The sequence below is a fragment of the Pararhodospirillum photometricum DSM 122 genome (genome assembly GCF_000284415.1).
In the GTDB taxonomy this organism is placed as follows: Bacteria; Pseudomonadota; Alphaproteobacteria; order Rhodospirillales; family Rhodospirillaceae; genus Pararhodospirillum; species Pararhodospirillum photometricum.
In genome coordinates this window covers 1,018,781-1,040,762 of sequence record NC_017059.1, presented here as the reverse complement: position 1 = coordinate 1,040,762, position 21,982 = coordinate 1,018,781, and the positions used below count along the sequence as shown (strand labels likewise).

Genomic DNA, 21,982 nt, shown 5'->3' with positions numbered 1-21,982 from the left:
AGACTCTGAGGACACCGATGACGGCAGAAGGGTAGGGCCAGCTTCGGCACAAGGCAACGAGATCGAAAGGAGAACACAGTTAATTTCCCGCGTTGACACCATATTTTGTGCGTCATCGTCGATCCAGCGCTATTAAACCCAACATCCTGTGGAAACCAGGGGGTTACCAAGCGTTCTTGAACCAGAGTCTAGAACTGACTCCGCCAGACTCCGGGAACAACCTGTGATATGTGCTCCTTGGCCGATCGGCGGCCTGGGCCGGACGCGAAAAAACCCCCGTCGCCAACGCGATCGGGGGGTCTCTTAAAACGCCAAAAGGGCGGACACGAGCGCGCTCGTTCCACCCTGGCGTCGGGGCTCTGGCACCCAGGGTGCCGAGTCCGCAGGCTTTAGGCGCCCAGACCCTTGATGCGGGCGGCAAGGCGGGAAATCTTGCGCGACACGGTGTTCTTGTGCAGAACCCCCTTGGTCACGCCGCGCTGCATCTCGGGCATGGCGACCTTGAACGCCTCGCCTGCCGCCGCCTGGTCGCCCCGAGCAATCGCCGCCTCGACCTTCTTCACGAAGGTGCGGATACGCCCGATGCGCGCATGGTTGATCTCGGCGCGGCTAGCATTGCGGCGAATGCGCTTTTCCGCCGACTTGTGGTTGGCCATTCCCTGCTCCACATGATGGTCAAGTGAAAAAAAGCGCCCGCCCCAATCCCTCCCGGGACCCGGGGACGCCTAGAAGACATGCCTTATACGGCGCGCCCCCTCCCACCGTCAAGCAAAACAGGGGAATCGGAGGGGGGGAGCCTAGCATGGAGAACGCCGGCTCCTCAGGCCCCTCGTTCGGGGGGCGGAGGGCCTTAGGCCTCGTCCTGGACGATGCGGGCTTGGCGGGCCGCGCCCAGCCACAGGGGGAACTCCTGGAGCAGACGATCGTAAAACGCCTCGTCATCCAGGTCGTGCAGGTCATCAATGGCAAAGAAGCCGCAGTTATCGACCGTGCGGCCGCCCATGGTGTCCAGGCGTTCAAGGACGCCATAATTGCGCCCCCCCAGTCCCATGAACTGCCAAAACAGGGGAAGGGAAGAGGCCTCGGTGATCAGGTCCTTGATCTCGCGGTTTTTGTGAACCCCCCCATCGCTCACGAAAAGAATATAGACCGGCAGTCGGCTGCGATCCTTTTTAAAGTGGGTGATGACGTCGCGCATGACCGAGGGCTCGTCATTGGCGCCCCCCACCCAGGCTCGCCAGCCGCCATTGGCCTGGGCGATATAGTCGCGGCAATTGGCCAGGGATACCGGGGGCAGGGGAGTCTGGCGATCGTCGAACGCCCACACATCCAAGGCGCCATCGCTGTCAAAGCGCAGGGCCAGCGGCAAGAGCCGGTCGAGGAGGGCTTGCACCTTGCCGTCCTTGTACTGACGGCGCATGGAGGCGCTGGCATCCAAGACGAGTCCCACTCGCGCCTGAAGGCGGCCCAGGCCCTTCTTCTCCAAACTTACCCCGACCTTCTTGGTCAGGTCCACCAAGTGGGGCGCCTCGGCCGCCACCCGCTTTTCCAGGGAGACACGGGGCGGTGGCGGGGTGTCCTCGGCGACTTCGCCGCCAAAATGCCGGACCACCGCGTCCAGGCCACCGTTAAACCCTTGGGCCACGATCGCCACCCGCCACTGGTCGTTCTTGCGATAGACCTCGGCCAGCATCAAGGCCCGCTCTTGCGCGAACTCCTGGCCGGTGAAATCGAAGCGGGCCTCGTGGCCCGGGGCACTGAGAACCAGGGAGCCCGCCGTCACGTCGTGAAAAACCCCGGGGCCCTCGACGGACAGCACCAGGACAAGGCGTTGGAGGCTGGCCGGCAGGCGGGTGACGTCCACCTCAAAGCGGTCGGGGGCGGCGAGGCGCACGCCGGCGCACGGCGACGTCGGCTGGTTATAGAAGACCATGTAGCGGTCGTCGGCGAGTCGGCCCTGGGCATCGAGGCCAAATACCGAGGCCTCGGCGCCGAGGCCGCGAAGGTGCCAGGTCAGGGAAAACGCCGACCCGCCCACCAGGGTTTGGAGGGGGGTGCGGGTGCCACGCGACAACATCATCTCAAGGCCTCTCCTATGGGCGAGGTTTCCGGGCGGAGTCCCGACTGTGGTGACTGGGGCTGTGGGCCAGGAAAGACAAAAAAGGCAGGCTGGGGAGGCGGGGGCCTCCCCAGACCCCTCCACTCCTTGGGGGGGCAAGGAGTGGAATACATCAAAGCGGAGGGCTGGCGCCAAGCCGAGGGGCTTCGTATGGTGCCCTTTTAACGATTCGCGCGCGGGACCGGCCCATGCTTCATGTGAATTCCGTGGTCAGCCGCATTGGCGGCCGCACCCTTCTCGACGGCGCCAGCGCCCACGTTCCCGAAGGCCAGCGGGTGGGTCTGGTCGGCCGCAATGGCACGGGTAAGACGACCCTGTTTCGTTTGATCCTCGGCGAGCGCAGCCCCGATGGCGGCTCCATCGCCGTGCGCCCGCGCGCCCGGGTGGGGCAGGTGGCCCAGGAGGCGCCCGACGGCGAGATCTCGCTGCTCGACTGCGTGCTGGCCGCCGATACCGAGCGCGCCGCCTTGTTGGCCGAGTTGGACGGCCACCCCGATCCCCACCGCGTGGCCGATCTGCACGAGCGGCTGGCGGTGATCGGGGCCCACGGGGCGCCGGCCCGGGCTGGGGCGATTCTCTGCGGTCTGGGGTTTGCGTCCCAGGACCATACCCGGGCGGTGGGCACCTTTTCGGGCGGTTGGCGCATGCGCGTGGCCCTGGCAGCGGCCTTGTTTGCCCGGCCCGACCTCTTGCTGCTCGATGAGCCGACCAACCACCTCGACCTGGAGGCGACGCTGTGGCTGGAGAGCTTTCTGGCCAGCTATCCCGGCACCTTGATCGTCATCAGCCACGACCGCGATCTGCTCAACCGGGCGGTCGAGCGCATCTTGCATCTGGAGAACGGCAAGCTGGTCTCCTACCAGGGCAACTTCGATCGCTTCGAGCGGACGCGGGCCGAGCGGCTGGAGCACTTGGCCAAGGCGGCCCAGCGTCAGGCCGAGGAGCGCCGGCACATCCAGGCGTTTGTCGATCGCTTTCGCGCCAAGGCGACCAAGGCGCGTCAGGCCCAGAGTCGGTTGAAGCGTCTGGAGCGCATGACCCCGATCACCGCCACGGTCGAGGAAGCGGTGATCCCGTTTGATTTCCCCGACCCCGAGTCCTTGCCGCCCCCGGTCATCGCCGTGGAGAACGGGGTGGCGGGGTATGGCGACACGGTGGTGCTGCGCGGTCTCAACTTTCGTCTGGACATGGACGACCGGGTCGCCCTGCTGGGCGCCAACGGCAACGGCAAGTCAACCCTGGCCAAGGTGCTGGCCGGGCGGCTGGACCTGCTGGGCGGCGAGCTGCGGGCCCCTTCCAAGCTGCGCATCGGCTACTTTGCCCAGCATCAGACCGAGGAGCTGCGCCTGGGCGAGACGCCGTTGCAGCACGGTCGGCGCTTGATGGGCGATCTGGCCGACCAGAAAATCCGGGCCCACCTGGGCCGCTTCGGCTTTGGCGAGGCGCGGGTCAACACGCCGGTGTCGTCGCTGTCGGGCGGCGAGAAGGCGCGGTTGCTGATCGCCCTGACCTGCCGCGAGGCCCCGCATCTGCTGATCTTGGACGAGCCGACCAACCACCTCGACATCGACTCGCGCGAGTCCCTGATGCGGGCGCTCAATGTCTTCCAAGGGGCCGTCGTCCTGATCTCTCACGATCCGCGTCTGGTGGAAATGGTCGCCGACCGGCTGTGGCTGGTGGATGGCGGCACCCTGACCCCGTTTGACGGCGATATGGACGATTACCGCGCCTTGTTGCTGGAGCGCGCCCGTGAAGCCCGGCGCGAGGGCTCGGCCAGCGGTCCTAGCGACGCGCTCAACTCGGCCCAGGCCCAGAAGGACCGTCGCCGCGCCGCCGCCGAGGCCCGAACCCGTCTGGCGCCCTTGCGCAAGGCGGTGGAGGCGGCCGAGAAAAAGCTGGCGACTCTGGAAAAGAAAAAGACCGAGATCGAGGCCAAGCTGGCCGATCCCGCGTTGTACCAGGGACCGGCCGCTGCCGTGACCGCTTTGCAACGCGACCTGGGCGAGGTTCAGCGTGCTTTGGCCGAGGCCGAGGAAACGTGGCTGTTGGCCCATGAGGCTTTGGAAACCGCGACCGCTGCCGAGCCGGCTCTCGCGGAAGGGTAAAAAGGGAAGGCTGGGGAGGCGGGCCTCCCCAGACCCCTCGTTCCCGAGGGATCCCCAAGGATCGGAGGGGTCTGGGGAGGCCCGCCTCCCCAGCCTGCCCTTATTTCTCCCCCGCAGGCGCCCCAGGCAACACCATCACCACCCGCAAGCCGCCATGCCCAGCCAACTCGGCATGAATGCGCCCGCCGTGCGATTCGACGGCGCGCCGGGCAATGGCAAGGCCCAGGCCAAACCCCGGGGTTGGGCTATCGCTGGCCACACGCAAGAACGGCTCGAAAATGCGCCCCAGAAGCGCCGGCGGCACCCCGGCCCCGTGGTCCTCGACACTGACCCGCAGCCAGGGCTGGCCCTCCTCCTCAAGGGCCTCGGCCCGCACCACCACCGTGGTACCGGGCGCCGTGAACTTCACGGCGTTGCGCACGATGTTCTCAAACGCCCGATACAAGACCTCGCCGCTCACGGTGCACACGAAATTTCCCTCGGCGTTCAAGGTGACGGCGCAGCCCTGGGCCTCGGCCTCGAAGGCGGCATCGTCAACAATGGCCGAGAGGAGGTCGATCAAATCAACCCGCTCGCGGGCGAAGGGGAAAGACCCGACCTCAAGGCGAGCCAGGGTCAGCAGATCGTCAATCAAAACATCCATGCGCACCGCCTCGCGCTCGATGCGTTCCAGCATGGGGCCGGAGCGTGCGGGATCTTGGCGCACCAACCCGATGGCGGCTTGAAGCCGGGTCAGCGGCGAGCGCAGTTCGTGGGAGATATCGTGCAACAAGCGCTGGCGCTCCTCGACGAACTGTTGCAGTTGCCGGGCCATGCGATCCACGTCGTGGCCGAGATCGACGATTTCGTCGCGGCGCTGGCCCAGGCGCGGCGCCACCCGGGTATCAAAATGCCCCTCCGCCACCCGCCCCAGGGCCCAGCGGATCTTCTGCAAGGGGTGGGACAGGTACCACGCCAGGAAATAGCTGAGAACAAAGGCCACCACCGCGCCCGACATCACCGGGATGCCGACCGGCGAGGGGTGCTCGCCCAGGCTCAGGGCCACCACGTCGGTCACCAGCACCACGGGGCGCCCATCGGGAGGCGTCACGTCCAGGCGGCTGCCGGGGGGGGCTGTGGGCACGACACCGGCGAGGCGCTGTCCGGTGGTGGCGTCCAGCACGCCCAGGCGCGGGCTTTCGGCGTTCCAGCGCGCAAGGACCGGGGTGAGGGCGTCCACGCCGCCCGTGGCGACCAGGGCTTCGGCGGTGGCCAGCATCACCCCCGCCTGGACCCCCGCCGTCGAGTGGGCCGCCTCGCGGTAGTCGGTGAGCAGGAGGTAGGTCACGCCGGCAACGAACGACAAGACCATGCCCAACCAAAAGCAGAAGAACAGCTTCCAAAACAAGCGTCCCATGGGATCCTCTGACGGAATCGAGGGGTCTGGGGAGGCCGCGCCTCCCCAGCCTTCTTTTTTTAAGGCTGGGGAGGCGCGGCCTCCCCAGACCCCTCGGTCTATTTTAGGGGCGTCCTCTGACTTCGGTCAGGAAGCTCTCGATGGCGTCTTGGATTTCCTGGTTTTCGCGCTTTAGTTCCTCGGCCACGCCAAAGACCGCCTGGGCCATGCGGCCGGTGTCGGCGGCGGCCTGGGCCACGGCAGCCACGCTGGTGGAGACGTCGCGCACGCCGCGGCTGGCGGCTTCGACAGTGCGGGCGATGTCGGCGGTGACTGCGCCTTGTTCCTCGACGGCGCCGGCAATGCCGCTGGAAAAGGTGTCGATCCGCCCAATGGTCTGGGCAATGGCGTGGATGGCCGCGACCACGGCCCGGGTTCCCTCCTGCACGGCGGCGATCTGGCGGGAAATGTCGTCGGTGGCGTGGCCCGTTTGTCCGGCCAGGGTTTTGACCTCATGCGCGACCACGGCAAAGCCCTTGCCCGCCTCGCCGGCCCGCGCTGCCTCGATGGTGGCGTTGAGGGCCAGCAGGTTGGTCTGGCTCGCGATGCCGTCAATCAGGGTCAGGACCTCGCCGATGCGGGTGGCGGCCTGGGCCAAGCCTTCCACAATGTCGCGCGTCTGGGTAGCCTCGGCCACCGCCTCGCCGGCGATCTGGCTGGACTGGGCCACTTGGCGGGCGATCTCCTGGATGGAGGCCGCGAGCTGTTGCCCCGCCACCGCCACGGTTTCCACCTTGGTCGAGGCCAGAGTGCTCGCCTGGGCCAAGGTGGTGCTTTGCGCCCCGGTGCGGCCGGCATTGGCTGTCAGATCGTCGGCAGCCCGATGCAGCCGGTCGATGGACGTGCCGGCGGCTTGAACCACGGTGTGGACCTTGGCCTCCATTTCGTCGGCGAGGGCCAGGAGGTCTTGGCGGCGCTGGCGGCGCTGGGCCTCGTCGCGCAAGGCGGCCTCGCCGCGCAGGCGCAGCGTTTCGGCGGCGTTGGCGCGAAAAACCTCCAGGGCGCGGGCCATGGCCCCGATATCGTCGCCGCGCTCGGTGTGAGGGATGGCCTGGACTTCTTCCCCCGCCGCCAGCCGGGCCATGGTCGCCGTGATGCCATGCAGCGGGCGCACGATGGTCAGACGGGCCAGCCCCAGGGCCAGGGCCAGCCCCAAGGCGCCGCAGCCGACGAGCGTGACCAAGATCCAGGTTTTGACCGCCTCGGCGGCGGCAAAAAACTGGGCGACGGGCATGCCCACGTACAAAATGCCAAGCACGCTGCCATCGGTTCCCCGAATGGGGTCGTATCCAGTGATGTAGGGTTCGCCGAGGATCTCGACGATGCCGCGATAGGGCTCCTGGCGGGTGAACACCGCTGTGTGGGCGGCGTTGCGGGCCAGGGTGGTTCCTACGGCGCGCGTGCCATCAGGCTTGCGCACGTTTGTGGCGACACGGGTCTCGCCGCGAAACACGGTGGCGGTGCCCCCGACCTGGGCGACGATGCGATCGACGACGGCGTCGTTGTCATCAAGCCTCTGCGATCCGGCGTACAGCAGGCCATCGCGCACGGCAAGGGGCTCGCCCAGGGCCGTGACTTCGTTCCAGGCGACCCGCATGGAGCGGTCGATGGCGTCCAGGGCGTCCTGTTCGGCTTTTTGGGTGAGGATGGAGAGGGTGGCAACTCCAACGGTCAGGCCGATGAGCAGTGTGTTGAGAAGAACCACCAGGGCGACCCGCTGGGACACCGTCATGGTTAACCGCGTCGTCTTTCCTGGCCGCATTCTCCCCTCCCGTGCCGAGTCCCATACCTTAGGATACGTTTTGTTTCTCTCTCCCAGCAACGGAAATGAAGGGGAAAACGGTCAAGCGCCGCCCCTTTTGCAGGCCCCTTATCCGAAAAGAAGGTCGATTTCGTCTTGGCTGATGGCTCTGACGTGATCTTGCGGTCCATTGAGAAGGCGTTTGTCCACATCAGGGGAGCGTTCTTCCGGCTCGAACGGCAAATCGCGGAAGGTATCCCGGCCCCAGATCGTCATCATGCGATCCACACGCGCCTCGATATATTTGAGCGTGTTGACGACCTTGCCAATGCGTTGTCCCGTCAGGTCCTGAAAATTGCAGGCTTCGAAAACGCCAACGGTCAGTTCCTGGATTTCGTCGGCAAGGCGGCGAATATAACTGTCTTGCTCCTGGGCCTGGATTTGGGCGGCCAGGCCGGCCATGCGTTCAACGCTGTCTAAGATGGTGTGGGTGGCGTTTTCGGTGGCGCTGACCACGGCGTCCAGTTCGTTGGTGACGGTGGTCAGGCGATCGCCTTGACTGTCTTCGGCAACCAGAAGGGCGATTTCTTTCTTGGTGGTTTCGATACTGTGGGCCAGGGCGTTCAATTCAATCTTCAGCAGGCGGTTTTCCGCGTGCTGGGTCGGGCTCACGGGGGGCGGTGCCGCTGGATCGGTTGAGGCGGCAGTCTGTGGGTCGTTTTCGTCATCGTCGGTGCGACCTCCCCCCAGGGCTGCGACCTGGGCCTGAAGAGCCTCAATGGCTCGTAGAAGAGTGGCATTGTCCACCTCTTCGCCGTCTTGGGGACGGCGCCGGTGCAACTCGGCTGTAAATGGCTTTTTATCCCCGGATCGCGCCATGTCTCTGGTCCTTTTTCCGCGCGTCCCCTCCTTCTGTTATTGTCGATTCGCTTTGTACCTGGGTCAACCAGAGTTGTGATCCCGCGGGGGCGGTCCGGGCCCGCGCTCCTGCTTTTTTTAGGCCCCCTGGCACGCGCCTGTGTCTTGCCTTTGCGTGTGGGATGATCCTTCATAGGGAGCTTGATCTCGTTGGTTTACAAAGGCGAGCACCTGCGCCCGGATCGGTGGGGCCAGGCCTCATGCCATGCAGGGAGGCACAAGACGGCATGACCCCCGTCATGCACTCGGAGCAGAAATTTTTCGACCTGTTGGAAACCCTGGAGGATGGCGCCGTCTACTTCGATGGCCAGGATCGTCTGGTGTATGTCAACGCCCGGTACATGGCGATGTTCGAAGCCTTGAAGCCCCTCCTGGTCCCTGGGCGGACGTTCTCCGACCTCATCCACGCCTTGGTCGAGGTTGGCTATGTCGATCCCGGCACAGATGGCGGGGCCTGCTGGATCGCCGAGCGCTTGAAACGCCGGGCGCGGCGGGAAGCTTCCGAGGTTCGGCTCAGTAATGGCCATTGGGCGCTGGCCCGCGATCAGGTCTTTCGCGATGGCTCCAGCCTCACCCTCGTGCGCGACATCACCGCTATGAAGCGTCGCGCCGAGATGCTGGAGGAAAGCAAGCGTCGTGTCCTGGAGATAGAGACCCGTCTGTCTCGCGCGCTGGAGTCAACCACCCAGGGCTTCTATCTCTGCGACGACGAAGACCGCATCGTGCTGTGCAACCATCGGGTCATGGAGCTTCTGCCCGGCCTCAAGCCACCGCCCGGGCGCACCAGCTACTATGAAATGATGAGTCTGGCCTGTTTCCTCGGCGCCATCCCGGCGGCCCAGCGCAACCCGGGGCGCTGGCTGGGCCTGTGCCTCGCCCGGCACAAGGCCCCGCGCGGCCCTTGGGACTTTCTCAACGCCAAGGGGCGCTGGGTCCGCGTCATCGAATCACCCACCCCGGAAGGGGGCCGGGTGGGCGTGATGATCGACATTACCGATACCCATAAGGCCTCGGAAATGGCGCGCCAGCGCGAGCAGCGTCTGGACGGCATCATGCGCGCCATGATCGACGGGGTGATCGTCGTTGATGGCCAGGGCTTGATCCAGTCCCTCAACCCGGCGGCGGAACGCATGTTTGGCTACCGGGCCGAGGATCTGGTGGGCGCCAGTCTTGCCGTTCTGGTCCCCGGGCGCGAGGTCCGGCGCCTGCTGGCCGCCGTGCGCCCGCGCGAGGACCGGCCGTCCCTGGGGCCCGGCCGCGAGGTTGTGGGGCGGCGGCGCGATGGCAGCGAGTTCCCGGTGGAACTCGGGGTCAGCCAGGTGCACCTCGGCGGCCAGCCGCTTTACACCGCCGTGACCCGCGACATCACCGAGCGCAAGAAGGCCGAGGCTCGGTTGCGCGAAAGCGAGGAGCGCCAAGCCCTGGCCCTGTCGGCGATCAACGAGGCGATCGTCGATTGGGACGTGGATCGCGACCAAATGACCTATTCCGATCGTATCCGCGATGTGATCGGCGCCGATCCGGCCACCATCACCACCTCACGCGACTGGCTGGCCCTGGTCCATCCCGACGATGTGGAGGGCTACCGCGCCGAACTGGGCCGGGTGCTCTCGGGCACAAGCGATCTCTTCTCGGCCGAGATTCGGCTGGCCAACCGTGAGGAGACCTGGGTGCGTCACCAAGCCTCGGCCCGGCGCGGGCCCGAGGGCCGGCTGGTCCGTCTGATCGGCTCGGTTGCCGACGTCACCGATCGCCGCAAGGCCCAAGAACGCCTGCTCGAAGCCAAGGAACAGGCCGAGTTGGCCAGCCGGGCCAAGTCCGAGTTCCTGGCCAACATGAGCCACGAGCTGCGTACCCCCCTCAACGCCATCATCGGCTTTTCCGAGATTATCCAAAACGAGATGTTCGGTTCAGTCGGCGCTCGGCAGTACCGGGATTATGCCGTCAACATCAGCGAGTCGGGCCGCCACCTGCTCGACGTGATCAACGACATCCTCGACGTCAGCCGGGTGGAAGCCGGGCGCATGCAGGTGTTCTTCGAGCCTGTGGCCGTTGTCCGCATCCTGGAGGCGGTGCGCCGCCTGATCAGCGAGCGTGCCCAGGCAGCCGGCGTCGCCTTGACCTTCGACACCCAAGGCGCCTTGCCTTTGGTCGATGGCGAACCGCGCCGCCTGAAGCAGGTGCTCATCAACCTTCTGAGCAACGCCATCAAATTTACTCCGGCGAGCGGCACCGTGCGGGTTGTCACCCGCTCCGAGGCTGACTTTCTCGAGATTCAGGTGATTGACTCCGGGATCGGCATGGCCCCCGAGGACATCCCGGTCGCCTTGCAGGCCTTCGGTCAGGTCGATGCCACCTTGGCGCGGCGCTACGACGGCACCGGTCTGGGGCTGCCGCTGTCCAAGGCGCTGGTCGAATTGCATGGAGGGAGCCTGACCCTGGCCAGCGCGCTGGGCAAGGGGACGACCGTGTGTGTGCGGTTGCCTGCGCGGCGGCCGGTGGAGGGAGAGAAGGCTGGAGAGGCGCGGCCTCCCCAGACCCCTCGATCACGGTAAGGGGGCCAGGAACCGAGGGGTCTGGGGAGGCCACGCCTCTCCAGCCTTCCTTTTACGAACCCGGCGCCTCCTCCTCCCCCATCTGCAAGCGGTCAATCGCCTCGCCCCGCCGGACCAAAGCCTCGGCCGTGGCTTTCAGGGCCCGGACATCGCCGGCCGTCTGCTCCACATGCCGTCCCAGGCGTTCGGAGCGCTCGGCCAGCCGCCGCGCTTCCCCGACCAACCCCTGGATCTCGCCGCGCAGCCGTTCCGCCGTCTCGGAAAGGCGAGCGTCCTTGACGATCGCCCGCACCGTGGTCAACGTCGCCATCAACGTGGTGGGTGACACGATCCACACCCGCCGACGAAACGCCTCCTCCACCACGGCCGGATGATGGGCGTAAACTTCAGCGTAGACCGACTCAGCGGGCAGGAACATCAAGGCTTGATCGGCAGTCTCCCCCGGCACGATGTAGCGTTCGGCAATGTCGTGGACATGGCGCAGAAGGTCCTTGGCAAAGCCGCGCCGCGCCCCGGCCCGCGCCCCATCGGTCTCGGCGTTGAGCAAGGCGCGGTAGGCCTCCAGGGGGTACTTGGCATCCAGGCAGATCACCCCGGGCGGGTTGGGCAGCAGCAGCGCGCAATCGGCAATGCGCCCGGTCGAAAGCGGGGCCTGGAAGCGATACGTGCCGGGCGGCAGCAGGTCGCGCACCAGATCCTCCATCTGGACCTGCCCCAGGGCGCCCCGGGCCTGCTTGTTGCTCAACAGGTCGTGCAGGCTGGCCATGCGCCCGGACAGTTCAGCCAAGGTGCGCTGGGCGGCATCAATGGTCGCTAGGCGCTCGCGCATCTCCCCAAGGGTCGCGTGGGTGGTCTCGGTACTGTACTGGAGGCTGTCGCCCATTTGTCGGGACAGGCGGTCCAGGCGATCGTCGATTCCCCGGCTCAACTGCGCCACCCGCCCGGCCAACTCGCTTTGGGTGGCCAGCAGCCGCTCGGTCAGGGCCTCCGCCCGCGCCTCGGGTCGGGCGCGGCGCAGCAAGCTCAGGCCCAGCCGGATGACGGCCAGCAGCGCGCCGGTTAGCACCAGCAGGGCAATCACCCCCTCGGGAGTCAGCACGCGCATCCCCAGATCCACGGTTTCACCACACCACGAGGCCGATGATCGCCCCGGTCATGCACGTCGCCACCGTGCCCGACAGGATCGACTTGAGCCCCAGCCGGGCAATCTCGCCGCGCCGCTCGGGCGCCAGGGTGCTCAGGCCACCGACCATGATGCCCAGTGAGCCGAAATTGGCAAAACCGCACAAGGCATAGGTCAAAATCAGCCGCGAGCGCTCCGACAACGCCCCCTCGGGCAGGTGAGAGAGCTGAATGTAGGCGATCATCTCGTTGAGGATGGTCTTGACCCCCAGCAGGGGCCCCCCGACCATCGCTTCGGCCCACGGCATCCCCATCAGCCAGCACACCGGCGCCATGAGCCAGCCCAGCATACGCTCCAGGGTCAACGGCGCCCCCAGCACATCGGGCAATACTCCCAAGGCATTGTTCAAAAGCGCCACCAACGCCACCATCACCAGGAGCAAGGCCGCGACGCTGATCAAGAGCTGCACCCCTTCCTGGGCGCCAATCGCAATGGCCTCAATGGCGGTCGCGGCCTCCGAGGGCGGCGGCACGTAGTCGCCCCCCGTGCGCGCCTGACTGGGAATCAGCACCAAGGACACCACGATCGCCGCCGGGGCGCTGATCAGCGAGGCAATCAGAATCTGGCCCAGCGGATTGTCCACCACGCCTTGCAAAAACGACGCATACAGCACCATCATGGTCCCGGCGATGGTCGCCATGCCGCAGGTCATGACCATGAACAGTTCGGAGCGGCTGAGGTGGCGCACATAGGGGCGGATCAACAGCGGCGCCTCGACCATCCCCATGAAAATATTGGCCGCCGCGCTCACCCCCACGGCGCCGCCCACGCCCAAGGTCCGCGTGAGGACCCAGGCCATGCCGCGCACCACCGCCGGCAAGATCCGCCAGTGAAACAGCAGCGACGACAAGGCGCTCATGATCAAGATGATGGGCAGCGCCTGGAACACCAGGACAAAGGACCCGCCCGGGGTCGTCTCGGCAAACGGCAACGCCCCGCCGCCCAGATAGCCAAAGACAAAGCTCGTGCCAGCCCGCGTCGCGCTCTGGATCGCTTCGACCACCCCGTTAAGGGCGAGAAACGCGTGCTGGACCGGCGGCAGTTTCAAAAGAACCAAGGCGATAACCACCTGAAGCCCCATCCCGATCGCCACCACCCGCCACGGAACCGCCCGCCGATCCTCACTGATCGCCCAGCACAGGGCCACAAAAAACCCCCAGTCCCACAAAAACTTTGCACCGCCAGCGTCACACCGCGTCCCCCCCCAAGAACCGCACCACTGCGGCGGGGCGGATCCTACGGAGCGCAGCGTGCGTCTGCCAAGCGAGAGCAGGGGGGACGAGGCCGGGAGCGAAGAGCGATCATCAAATGGGAAACACGGGCCCCCAACAGCATGCTGACGGCCAAGGTCGGCAGAGCGAGGGGCGGCAGGCTCCCCCGGCTTAGGGCCACCCCGGCCAGAAGAACCAGGGGCACGGTGTAGGCGGGGCGCCATGCCGCCGCGCCCGAGGCCGGGGTCCAACTCAGGGACAGGGCCGCCCACAGGCAGAACAGCCCCGCCAGAACCAGCAGGGGATCGCGCGGCCAGGGCGCTCGCCCCCCCAGGCCCAACAGGGCCAGAGCCGCAATGGGCAGAATGATTTGGCTATGGGTCGCCAGGGCCAGCAGGGGAACAGCCCCCAAACACAACAAGCCCAGCCCCTCGCCCAGGGAGGGCCGACTCCAGGCGTGCATGGTAAGTCTCTCCAGGGGGTGCGGTCGGACGGGGGACACGGGGGCTGCCGCCCCGGAACCCCGCCTGGGGCGATGCCCCAGACCCCCTTTTCTTTTGGTCATGGCCCTCCCCCTCTCCCTCCTTCTGAAAAGTGCACTTTTCAGAAGGAGGGAGAGGGGGAGGCCAATCATCAAAAAAAGAAGGGGAGGTCTGGAGGCTCGGGGTCCGGGGTGGCAGCCCCGCGTTCCCGCGCCCGTCGTCAGGTAATGACCGTCGGCTTCTCGGACCCAAAGCGCTCCCGAAGGCGCAGCAGATCACGCGTCGCCAGCACGAGGTCGGCGAGAGCCTCCTGGGCATCGAGACCATGCTTGGCCGGATCGGCCTCGAAACGCTCGAGGTACAAGCGCAAGGTCGCCCCTTGCGTCCCGGTCCCCGAGAGGCGCACGACGAGGCGGGCGCCGTCGTCGGTTTGCAGGCGGATGCCCTGCGCCTGAGTGGTCGAGCCGTCCACCGGATCGGTGTAGGCGAAGTCGTCGTGCAGCACCACGGTTCTGCCGGCGAAGGTCTGGCCGACCAGGGACGGGCCGCGCAGGTCGGCGATCAAGGCCTCGGCCGCATCCTTGTCCACGCCTTCGTGGTCGTGGCGGGTGTAGAAGGTCCGACCAAAGCGGGCCCAATGCTCGCGCAACACGTCGGCGACCGAGGAGCCGGTAGCGGCCAGGATATTGAGCCAAGCGAGCACGGCCCACAGGCCATCTTTTTCGCGCACGTGGTCCGAGCCGGTGCCGAAGCTTTCCTCGCCGCAGAAGGTCGCCAGCTTGGCATCCAGCAAGGTGCCGAAGAATTTCCAGCCGGTGGGGGTCTCGAAACAGGGCAGGCCCAGGGCCTCGGCAACCCGGTCTGCGGCGCGGCTGGTCGGCATGGAGCGGGCGACGCCGGTCACGCGGCCGCGATAGCCCGGCAGATGCTCGGCATGGGCCAGCAGCACGGCCAGACTGTCGGAAGGCGTGACGAAGGCGCCACGTCCGAGAATCATGTTGCGGTCGCCATCACCGTCGCTGGCGGCGCCGAAGTCGGGGGCATTGGGCCCAAACATCAAGGCGGCCAACTCGGGGGCATAGGTGAGGTTGGGGTCGGGATGGCCGCCGCCGAAATCGGGCAGCGGCGTGCCGTTGATCACCGTGCCGCGCGGGGCGCCCAGGCGGTCTTCGAGCAGGGCGTGGGCGTAGGGGCCGGTGACGGCGTGCATGGCGTCGAAGCACAGGGTGAACCCCCGGGCGAACAGCCCGGCGATGGCCTTGAAGTCAAAGAGCTGTTCCATCAAGGCGGCGTAGTCGGCCACGGGGTCAATGACCGTGACGCGCATTCCCCCAAGGACTCTGTCGCCCTCTCGGCTCAGGTCCACCGGGGTGTCGGTGTCCAAGATCCGATAGCGGGAGAGGACCTGGGAGCGTTGGTACATGGCCTCGGTGAGGCGCTCGGGGGCGGGACCGCCGTTGCCGATGTTGTACTTGATGCCGAAGTCGCCCTCGGGGCCGCCGGGGTTATGGCTGGCCGAGAGGATGAGGCCGCCGAAGGCGCCGTGGGCGCGAATCACACAACTGGCGGCCGGGGTGGACAGCAGGCCGTCGCGCCCCACCAGAACCCGGGCCACGCCGTTGGCGGCCGCCATGCGCAAGATGATCTGGATGGCTTCTTGGTTAAAATAGCGCCCGTCGCCCCCCACCACCAGGGTCTGGCCCTCCAGCCCCTCCAGCACATCGAACACCGCCTGGACAAAGTTTTCCAGGTAATGGGGCTGGCGAAATACCGTCACGGTCTTGCGCAACCCCGAGGTGCCGGGCTTCTGGCCCGCGAAGGGCGTGGTGGCGACGTCGATCACCCGCTCGGCCATGGGAACTCCTTGTGTCGAACGCTTCAAGAAAGGGACGTCAGCCGATCTGGCGCCGGCCAACCGGACTGTAGCGGAAGCCTTGGGCCTCCATGTCCTCGGGGGTGTAAATGTTGCGCAAGTCAATCATGACCGGCTCGCGCAGCAAGGAGCGCACCCGGGCGAGATCAAGGGCGCGAAACTCGTTCCACTCGGTGAGAATGACCAAGGCGTCGGCCCCGTCCATGCAGGCATAGGCGTTGTCGGCATACTCTACGTTGGCGAGGTGCTTGGCCGCCTCTTTCATGCCCTCGGGATCGAAGGCGCGGACATTGGCCCCGGCCGCCTGCAAGGCGGGAATGATATCAAGGCTGGGGCTATCGCGCATGTCATCGGTGTTGGGCTTGAAGGTCAGACCGAGGATGGCCAGGGTCCGGCCGGCCACCGAGCCGCCGAGGAACTGGATGATCTTGTCCGCCATGGCTTTTTTGCGCTTGGCGTTGATATCGACCACGGTCTCGATGATCCGCAAGGGGGCGCCGTATTCCTGGGCGGTCTTGACCAGGGCCAGGGTGTCCTTGGGGAAGCACGACCCGCCGTAACCCGGCCCGGGATGCAAGAACTTGCGGCCGATGCGCCCATCAAGGCCAATGCCGCGCGCCACGTCGTGAACGTCGGCTCCCACTTTTTCGCACAGATCGGCCACTTCGTTAATAAAAGTGATCTTGGCAGCGAGGAAGGTATTGGCGGCATACTTGATCAGTTCGGACGTCTCAAGCGACGTGAACAGAATCGGGGTTTCGATCAGATACAGCACACGGTACAACTGGCGCATGACGGCGCGCGCGCGCTCGGACTCGGTGCCGATGACCACCCGGTCAGGGCGCATGAAATCGTTGATGGCCGAGCCTTCGCGCAGAAACTCGGGGTTGGACACCACATCGAACTCGGCGTCGGGTCGGACCTCACGAATGATCCGGGCCACTTCGCGCCCGGTGCCCACCGGGACCGTGGACTTGGTGACAACCACGGTGTACTTGGTCATGGCGGCAGCGATTTCACGAGCCGCGCCATACACATAAGACAAGTCGGCGTGACCGTCACCGCGCCGGCTGGGGGTGCCGACGGCAATGAACACGGCATCGGCCCCGGCCACCGCAGTGGGAAGGTCGGTGGTGAAGGACAAGCGACCGGCCTGGGCATTGGACGCCACGAGTTGTTCCAGGCCCGGCTCATAGATGGGGATGTCGCCTCTCTCGCGCAGGCCGTCGATCTTGGCCGCATCCTTGTCAACGCACACGACATTGACACCGAACTCGGAAAAACACGCCCCAGACACTAGGCCCACATAGCCAGTGCCGATCATGGCAATGCGCATATCCCCATTCCTTCGCAGGCTTCAAAAGGAAAAGGCCGCCCGCGCCCCCCTCGGGACGGAGCGGCCTCACTCTTATTCGGCGGTAAACTCGCCCAGCATTTCGCGCACGGCGTCGCGCATGTCGGGCCGGTCGAGGGCGAAGGCGATGTTGGCCTGGAGGAAGCCGACCTTATCGCCGCAATCGAACCGCTTGCCCTCATAGCGCAGGCCATGGAAGGGGGTGGAGTCGATCATGGCGTTCATGGCGTCGGTGAGCTGGATCTCGCCGCCGGCGCCGCGCTGGACCTTTTCCAGATGCTCGAAGATGCCGGGCTCCAGGACATAGCGACCGATGATGGCCATGGTCGAGGGCGCGACATTGGGGGCGGGCTTTTCCACCAAGCCCTTGGCGCGGGCCACAACGCCGTTGTCCTCGACAACATCCAAGATACCGTACTTGTTGGTACGCTCGCGCGGCACCTCTTCCACCGCGACGACGTTGCCGCCCATCTTCTCGTGAACGTCAAGGAGCTGCTTGATACAAGGTTGGTCCGACAATACCAAATCGTCGGGCAGCAACACGGCAAAGGGCTCGTCGCCCACGAACGCTTTGGCACACCACACGGCGTGCCCCAGGCCCAGGGGCTGCTGCTGGCGGGTGGAATAGACCTTGCCGGGCGGCGGCTTGGCCCCCAGAAGCGTATCGAGCACGGTGATGTTGCCGCGCTCCTTCAGCAGGGCTTCGAGCTCCGGCATATGGTCGAAGTGGTCGAGCAGCGGGCCCTTGCCCCGGCCGGTGATAAAGATGAAATGGTCGATGCCAGCGGCGGCGGCTTCCTCGACCGCATACTGAATCAGAGGCTTGTCGACGACGGGCAGCATTTCCTTGGGCATGGTCTTGGTCGCCGGCAAGAACCGTGTGCCCATCCCCGCCACCGGAAATACGGCCTTACGGACACGTCGAGACATGCGTTTCCCTCTTGGTTTGATGGGGCGGCATCGTCCGGGGGCGCGCTTGCTCCCGGCGGCCGTCCTCCAGCGTTCATGCCATGGCGGCCGGCGGACTTCAAGCAGGGTTTGACAGGCCAAGCTCTTGTATTAGCACCCGTTGCGCGCCGGGTGCGCCGGCTTTGGCCAGAAAAGGGCCCAAGGAAATCCCGCCATCCCGGGTTCTCCACGCGCCCCCCCAAAGAACCAGGGGAAAAACCTTATTCAACCCCAATGGCGGTTAACAGGCCGCGCAGTTCCTGGCGCGCCGCGACATGTGACATTTTCATGTCGATCCCTGTGCCGTGGTCGCGCAGATCGAGAAGGGTCAAGCCGTTCAAAAACAATTCTCGATAAATGACACGCTCGCCCAGGCCGGGAATCACCGTAAAGCCAATGCGCCGGGACAAATCGGTCAGGGCCTCTTCCATCTCGCGCTTGTTGCGGGCATCCAGATGCGAAAGCCGGTTGCGCAGGACGATCCAGCGGATGGCCCCGCCGTCGCGCCGGGCCCGTAATTGCTTGGCCTCCCACACGGCGGCGGCATAGGCACTGGGGCCGATCACGGTCATCGATTCGCCGTCCACCCGTGCCAGGACGTCCAGATCCACAAAACTGTCGTTGAGCGGGGTAATCAGGATATCGGCCATGGCATGGGCACAACGAGCCAGCGAGGTGTCGGTGCCCGGGGTGTCGATAACCACGGTGTCCACCTGCTCATAAAAGGCCAGCATGGTGTGTTCAAGACGACGCTGATCGGCCTCGGGGTTATGGCCGGGCGCCAGCGGCACGTGTTCGGGGCTGGGCAGCTCCATGCCCCGCTTTTCGGCAAAGGCCCGCCGATTTTCGAGATAGCGGGTCAAGGTGGCCTGCCCCGCATCAAGATCCACAGATCCAACCGTTTGCCCGGCGCGCACCAGCCCCACGATCAGGTGCATGGCCACCGTGGACTTTCCCGAGCCTCCCTTCTGGTTGCCCACCACGATGACGCGGGCTTTCCCCCGCGCGCGCTGTTCCTGCTCCATCAGCCTGCCTTTCTCCGCCCCGCCGGTGTGGAGGGGTCTTTCAAGAAACCCCGCGCACGGGCAAGCCTTTAGACATCAAGCGGCGCTTGTCAATCGGGCCGCCTGCATTTTGCATGAATTTAAGAGGGCCACGTCAGCCCGCGGGGAGACCCGCAAGCCGCACAGGCCCCCATAACGAGAAGACGGGGGGGAGCGCCGCCTCCCCAGCCCCCTCGATCCTTGGGGAAGGAGTGGCACCCCCGTCCTCCTATGCGGGCAGGTCATCGGCCGCGAGGTACACGGCTTGGCGCCCCCCGGCGTGACGGGCCCGCGCCACCGCCTCGTCGGCCCGGCGCAACACCGCATCAAAGATAACGTCCTCGCGCACCACATGCGTGGCCCCCAGGCTGACGGTGGGCAGAGGCGGGGCGTCTTTGAGAAGATCGGCCGCGGCCTGGGCCATTTCAAGGACCAGCCGCTCGGCCAGGGCCACCGTCCCGTCGCGCTCTGTTTCGGGCAGCAAGACGGCAAATGTCGCCCCGGCGGTGCGGCCCACGATGTCCGCGGTGCGCAGGGCCCGCATGATCGCCGCGCCCATGACCCCCAACACCGCATCGCCCCGCTCGGTGCCGTGGGCTTGGTTGACGGCACGCATGTTGTCGAGCACCACCACCAGCACCCCAAGCGGGCGCTTGTAGCGCCGGGCCCGGCTGACCTCCTGGTCGGCTAGGTCCATGAAATGGCGGCGATTGAAAACTCCTGTCAGGGTATCCACCATCGACAGACGGAGAACCTCCTCCTGACTGGCCCTGAGATTATCTTCGGTGATGGCTAGAATTTCCCGGAGCTGGGCGTTTTCGGCTCTCAAGCTTTCCAGCGTTTTAGCGTCGCGCGCACCCATCGAACCCCCGGTTTTTTCCAATCGCCCCGGCATGCCCACGTCTTCCGGCCCGGAGAGAAACACACCCAAAAGTCGCCCGTTCCCCAATCCCTGTCCCTGGGGAGGAAAACCTTAGCCTGCCAACAAGAACCGGTCTAGCCCAAGGCCGTCCAGAGCGATTTCCGGGGTCCGCCCCCCCAAGAGATCAGCCACCAGACGGCCCGATCCACAGGCCATGGTCCACCCCAAGGTGCCGTGACCGGTGTTGAGCACCAGATTGTCGTATTTTGCGACCCGGCCCAGCAGAGGAACCGAGTCGGGCGTGGTGGGACGCAGACCGCACCACGCCTCGGCCTCGGCGATCTTGCCGGCTCGCGGAAACAGGGCCTGGGTCTCGCGTCGGATCAAGGCGGCGCGCTCGGGACGCAACTGCGGGTCCCAGCCCGCCAGTTCGGCCGTGCCGGCGGCGCGCAACCGGTTGCCCAAGCGGGAGTAGACCATGCGCTTTTCCTCGTCGGTCAGGGACACGGTAGGCGCCAGCCCCTCGGGCGGCACGTCCACGGTAATGGAATACCCCTTGGCCGGGTACACCGGCAAGCGCAGGCCCAACGGCCGGAGCAGACGCGGGGACTCGGACCCCAGGGCCACCACCACCCAGTCGGCCTCCAGCGGTCCCTGGTCGGTCATCACCCGACAAATGCGCCCGCCCTGCGCCTCCAGGGCCACAACCGTGGTCGCCTCGTAAAACAGCACCCCCAGCCCCCGGGCCCGCTCGGCTAGGGCCCGGGTAAAGCGATGCGCATCGCCGCTTTCGTCGTCGGGGGCCAAAATGCCTCCGGCCAGAGTGGGGCGGGCGTCTTCCAGGGCCGGCTCCAGAGCCACGCAGGCGTCGGCATCCAAGGCCCGCTGCTCCAGCCCCCAGGCCCGCGCCGCCGCCATCGCCGCCAGCCCCGTCTCGAGCACGGCCGGGCTGCGGTAGATCTTGAGGATGCCCTGGGTCCGCTGATCGTACTCTAAACCAATCTCGGTACGCAGGGCCTTGAGCTGGGCCCGGCTATAGAGCGCCACCCGGACCGCCCGCTCCATGTTGCGCGTGAAGGCCGAGGGCGTGCAGTTGGCCAAAAAGCGCAGACCCCAGGCCCACAACGGCGGATCCCAGCGCAGAGGGCGCACCACCAGCGGCGCATCGGGACGGCCCAGCCAGCCCAGGACTTGGCGCGGCGCCTCGGGCCCGGCCCAGGGATGGGTGTGGCACACCGAGATCTGGCCGCCGTTGGCAAAACTGGTTTCCAGCCCGACCCCAGGGCGGCGGTCCACCACCGTGACCGCGTGTCCGGCCTGCGCCAGATACCACGCTGTCGTCACCCCCACCACCCCCGCGCCCAACACGATCACACTCACGGTCGTTTGACTCCTCACTCGTGGGCTGGCCCGGTCGCTGACCCGCCCCTGGCCGTTCTTATACGTCGTTTTCACGAAACGACAAAAAAGGGAAGGCTGGGGAGGCAAGCCTCCCCAGACCCCTCCCATCCTGGGGTCTTGGCGAGGGCGGGGCCTCCCGGCTACACTGACAAGGCCCCTTTCCGGGAGGGATCGTCATGTCCTTGCCGATAGACTGTGCCGTTCTTGATGTCCAGCGCATGGGAGAGGCTGACCGCCTGACCATTGGCGCCGGCACCCCTGGCCTTGCTTTGATGGAAGCGGCCGGCCATGCCGTGGCGCGGGCGGTGCGTCAAACGTGGGCACGTCGTCCCGTTGTGGTTCTGCGCGGTCCCGGTAATAACGGGGGCGATGGCTCGGTGGCCGCCCGCCATTTGGCGCGGCATGGCTGGCGGGTGCGGGTCCTTGACCTGTGGCCCGAGCGGGCGCCCTCGGGCGACGCTGCGGTCATGGCCCGGCGCTGGCGGGGCCCGGTGGCCCCCCTCACACCCGAGGCCTTGCGCCCTGGGGATCTGGTGATTGATGCCCTGTTCGGGGCCGGCCTCACCCGGCCGCTGACCGGGCTGGCCCGGGCGGTGATCGAGCGCCTCACCGCCTTGGACCTGCCGTGCGTCGCCGTTGATGTGCCCAGCGGCCTGGACGCCGACACCGGGCAGATCCTGGGAGCGGCGCCTACCTGCGCCCTGTGCGTCACCTTTTTTCGTCCCAAGCCGGGCCACCTGCTCTATCCCGGC

General features: G+C 66.3%; 16 protein-coding genes and 1 pseudogene. 3 read left to right on the top strand and 14 right to left on the bottom strand.

What is annotated here, in order from left to right:
• Nucleotides 1-389: 389 nt before the first annotated feature.
• Nucleotides 390-656 (bottom strand): 30S ribosomal protein S20, encoded by a 267-nt coding sequence (rpsT, locus tag RSPPHO_RS04525; RefSeq protein WP_041794194.1) that lies wholly within the window; start codon nt 654-656, stop codon nt 390-392.
• A 194-nt stretch (nt 657-850) separates the two neighbouring features.
• A complete protein-coding gene (locus tag RSPPHO_RS04520; protein WP_041794191.1) occupies nt 851-2,080 on the bottom strand; it encodes a VWA domain-containing protein in 1,230 nt (409 codons plus the stop codon).
• 227 nt (nt 2,081-2,307) lie between these two features.
• Here RSPPHO_RS04520 and RSPPHO_RS04515 point away from each other — a divergent pair, with 227 nt between their 5' ends.
• Entirely contained in the window at nt 2,308-4,224 is a 1,917-nt protein-coding gene (locus tag RSPPHO_RS04515; RefSeq protein WP_014414089.1) for an ABC-F family ATP-binding cassette domain-containing protein, read from the top strand.
• Between the two features lie 100 nt (nt 4,225-4,324).
• Here RSPPHO_RS04515 and RSPPHO_RS04510 read toward each other — a convergent pair whose 3' ends face one another.
• From RSPPHO_RS04510 to RSPPHO_RS04500, 3 genes are all read right to left on the bottom strand, one after another.
• A complete protein-coding gene (locus RSPPHO_RS04510; RefSeq protein WP_014414088.1) occupies nt 4,325-5,620 on the bottom strand; it encodes a HAMP domain-containing sensor histidine kinase in 1,296 nt (431 codons plus the stop codon).
• Nucleotides 5,621-5,723: 103 nt separating this feature from the next.
• Entirely contained in the window at nt 5,724-7,391 is a 1,668-nt protein-coding gene (locus RSPPHO_RS04505) for a methyl-accepting chemotaxis protein (protein ID WP_157879087.1), read from the bottom strand.
• A gap of 138 nt (nt 7,392-7,529) precedes the next feature.
• Nucleotides 7,530-8,279 carry a hypothetical protein gene (locus tag RSPPHO_RS04500; protein ID WP_014414086.1) on the bottom strand — a complete coding sequence of 250 codons (750 nt, stop codon included), beginning with the start codon at nt 8,277-8,279 and terminating at the stop codon, nt 7,530-7,532.
• A 266-nt stretch (nt 8,280-8,545) separates the two neighbouring features.
• On the opposite strand from RSPPHO_RS04500, the gene RSPPHO_RS04495 reads away from it, so the two are divergent.
• On the top strand, nt 8,546-10,873 hold the full coding sequence (locus RSPPHO_RS04495) for a sensor histidine kinase (RefSeq protein ID WP_162138084.1): 2,328 nt from the start codon (nt 8,546-8,548) through the stop codon (nt 10,871-10,873).
• Nucleotides 10,874-10,925: 52 nt separating this feature from the next.
• Here RSPPHO_RS04495 and RSPPHO_RS04490 read toward each other — a convergent pair whose 3' ends face one another.
• The 9 genes from RSPPHO_RS04490 to RSPPHO_RS04450 all read right to left on the bottom strand — a co-directional run bounded on the left by RSPPHO_RS04490 (nt 10,926) and on the right by RSPPHO_RS04450 (nt 21,209).
• Nucleotides 10,926-11,978, bottom strand: coding sequence for a DNA recombination protein RmuC (locus tag RSPPHO_RS04490; protein WP_051013657.1), 1,053 nt, complete (start codon nt 11,976-11,978; stop codon nt 10,926-10,928).
• Between the two features lie 16 nt (nt 11,979-11,994).
• Entirely contained in the window at nt 11,995-13,203 is a 1,209-nt protein-coding gene (locus RSPPHO_RS04485; protein ID WP_242390568.1) for a NupC/NupG family nucleoside CNT transporter, read from the bottom strand.
• Between the two features lie 89 nt (nt 13,204-13,292).
• Nucleotides 13,293-13,730, bottom strand: coding sequence for a hypothetical protein (locus tag RSPPHO_RS20870; protein WP_041794186.1), 438 nt, complete (start codon nt 13,728-13,730; stop codon nt 13,293-13,295).
• Nucleotides 13,731-13,969: 239 nt separating this feature from the next.
• Nucleotides 13,970-15,604 (bottom strand): alpha-D-glucose phosphate-specific phosphoglucomutase, encoded by a 1,635-nt coding sequence (locus RSPPHO_RS04475; RefSeq protein WP_041794183.1) that lies wholly within the window; start codon nt 15,602-15,604, stop codon nt 13,970-13,972.
• A 37-nt stretch (nt 15,605-15,641) separates the two neighbouring features.
• Nucleotides 15,642-16,958: a UDP-glucose dehydrogenase family protein gene (locus tag RSPPHO_RS04470; protein WP_014414081.1), complete on the bottom strand. Its 1,317-nt coding sequence runs from the start codon at nt 16,956-16,958 to the stop codon at nt 15,642-15,644.
• 72 nt (nt 16,959-17,030) lie between these two features.
• Nucleotides 17,031-17,906, bottom strand: a complete 876-nt coding sequence (gene galU / locus RSPPHO_RS04465) for a UTP--glucose-1-phosphate uridylyltransferase GalU (RefSeq protein ID WP_041794180.1) — start codon at nt 17,904-17,906, stop codon at nt 17,031-17,033.
• Between the two features lie 239 nt (nt 17,907-18,145).
• Nucleotides 18,146-18,949: a division plane positioning ATPase MipZ gene (locus RSPPHO_RS04460; protein ID WP_014414079.1), complete on the bottom strand. Its 804-nt coding sequence runs from the start codon at nt 18,947-18,949 to the stop codon at nt 18,146-18,148.
• Between the two features lie 247 nt (nt 18,950-19,196).
• Entirely contained in the window at nt 19,197-19,829 is a 633-nt protein-coding gene (locus RSPPHO_RS04455; protein WP_041796597.1) for a GGDEF domain-containing protein, read from the bottom strand.
• Between the two features lie 111 nt (nt 19,830-19,940).
• Nucleotides 19,941-21,209 carry a D-amino acid dehydrogenase gene (locus tag RSPPHO_RS04450; protein WP_041794177.1) on the bottom strand — a complete coding sequence of 423 codons (1,269 nt, stop codon included), beginning with the start codon at nt 21,207-21,209 and terminating at the stop codon, nt 19,941-19,943.
• 197 nt (nt 21,210-21,406) lie between these two features.
• Here RSPPHO_RS04450 and RSPPHO_RS21685 point away from each other — a divergent pair.
• A pseudogene (locus RSPPHO_RS21685) lies at nt 21,407-21,967 on the top strand (NAD(P)H-hydrate epimerase); the annotation flags it as partial.
• Nucleotides 21,968-21,982 lie beyond the last annotated feature (15 nt).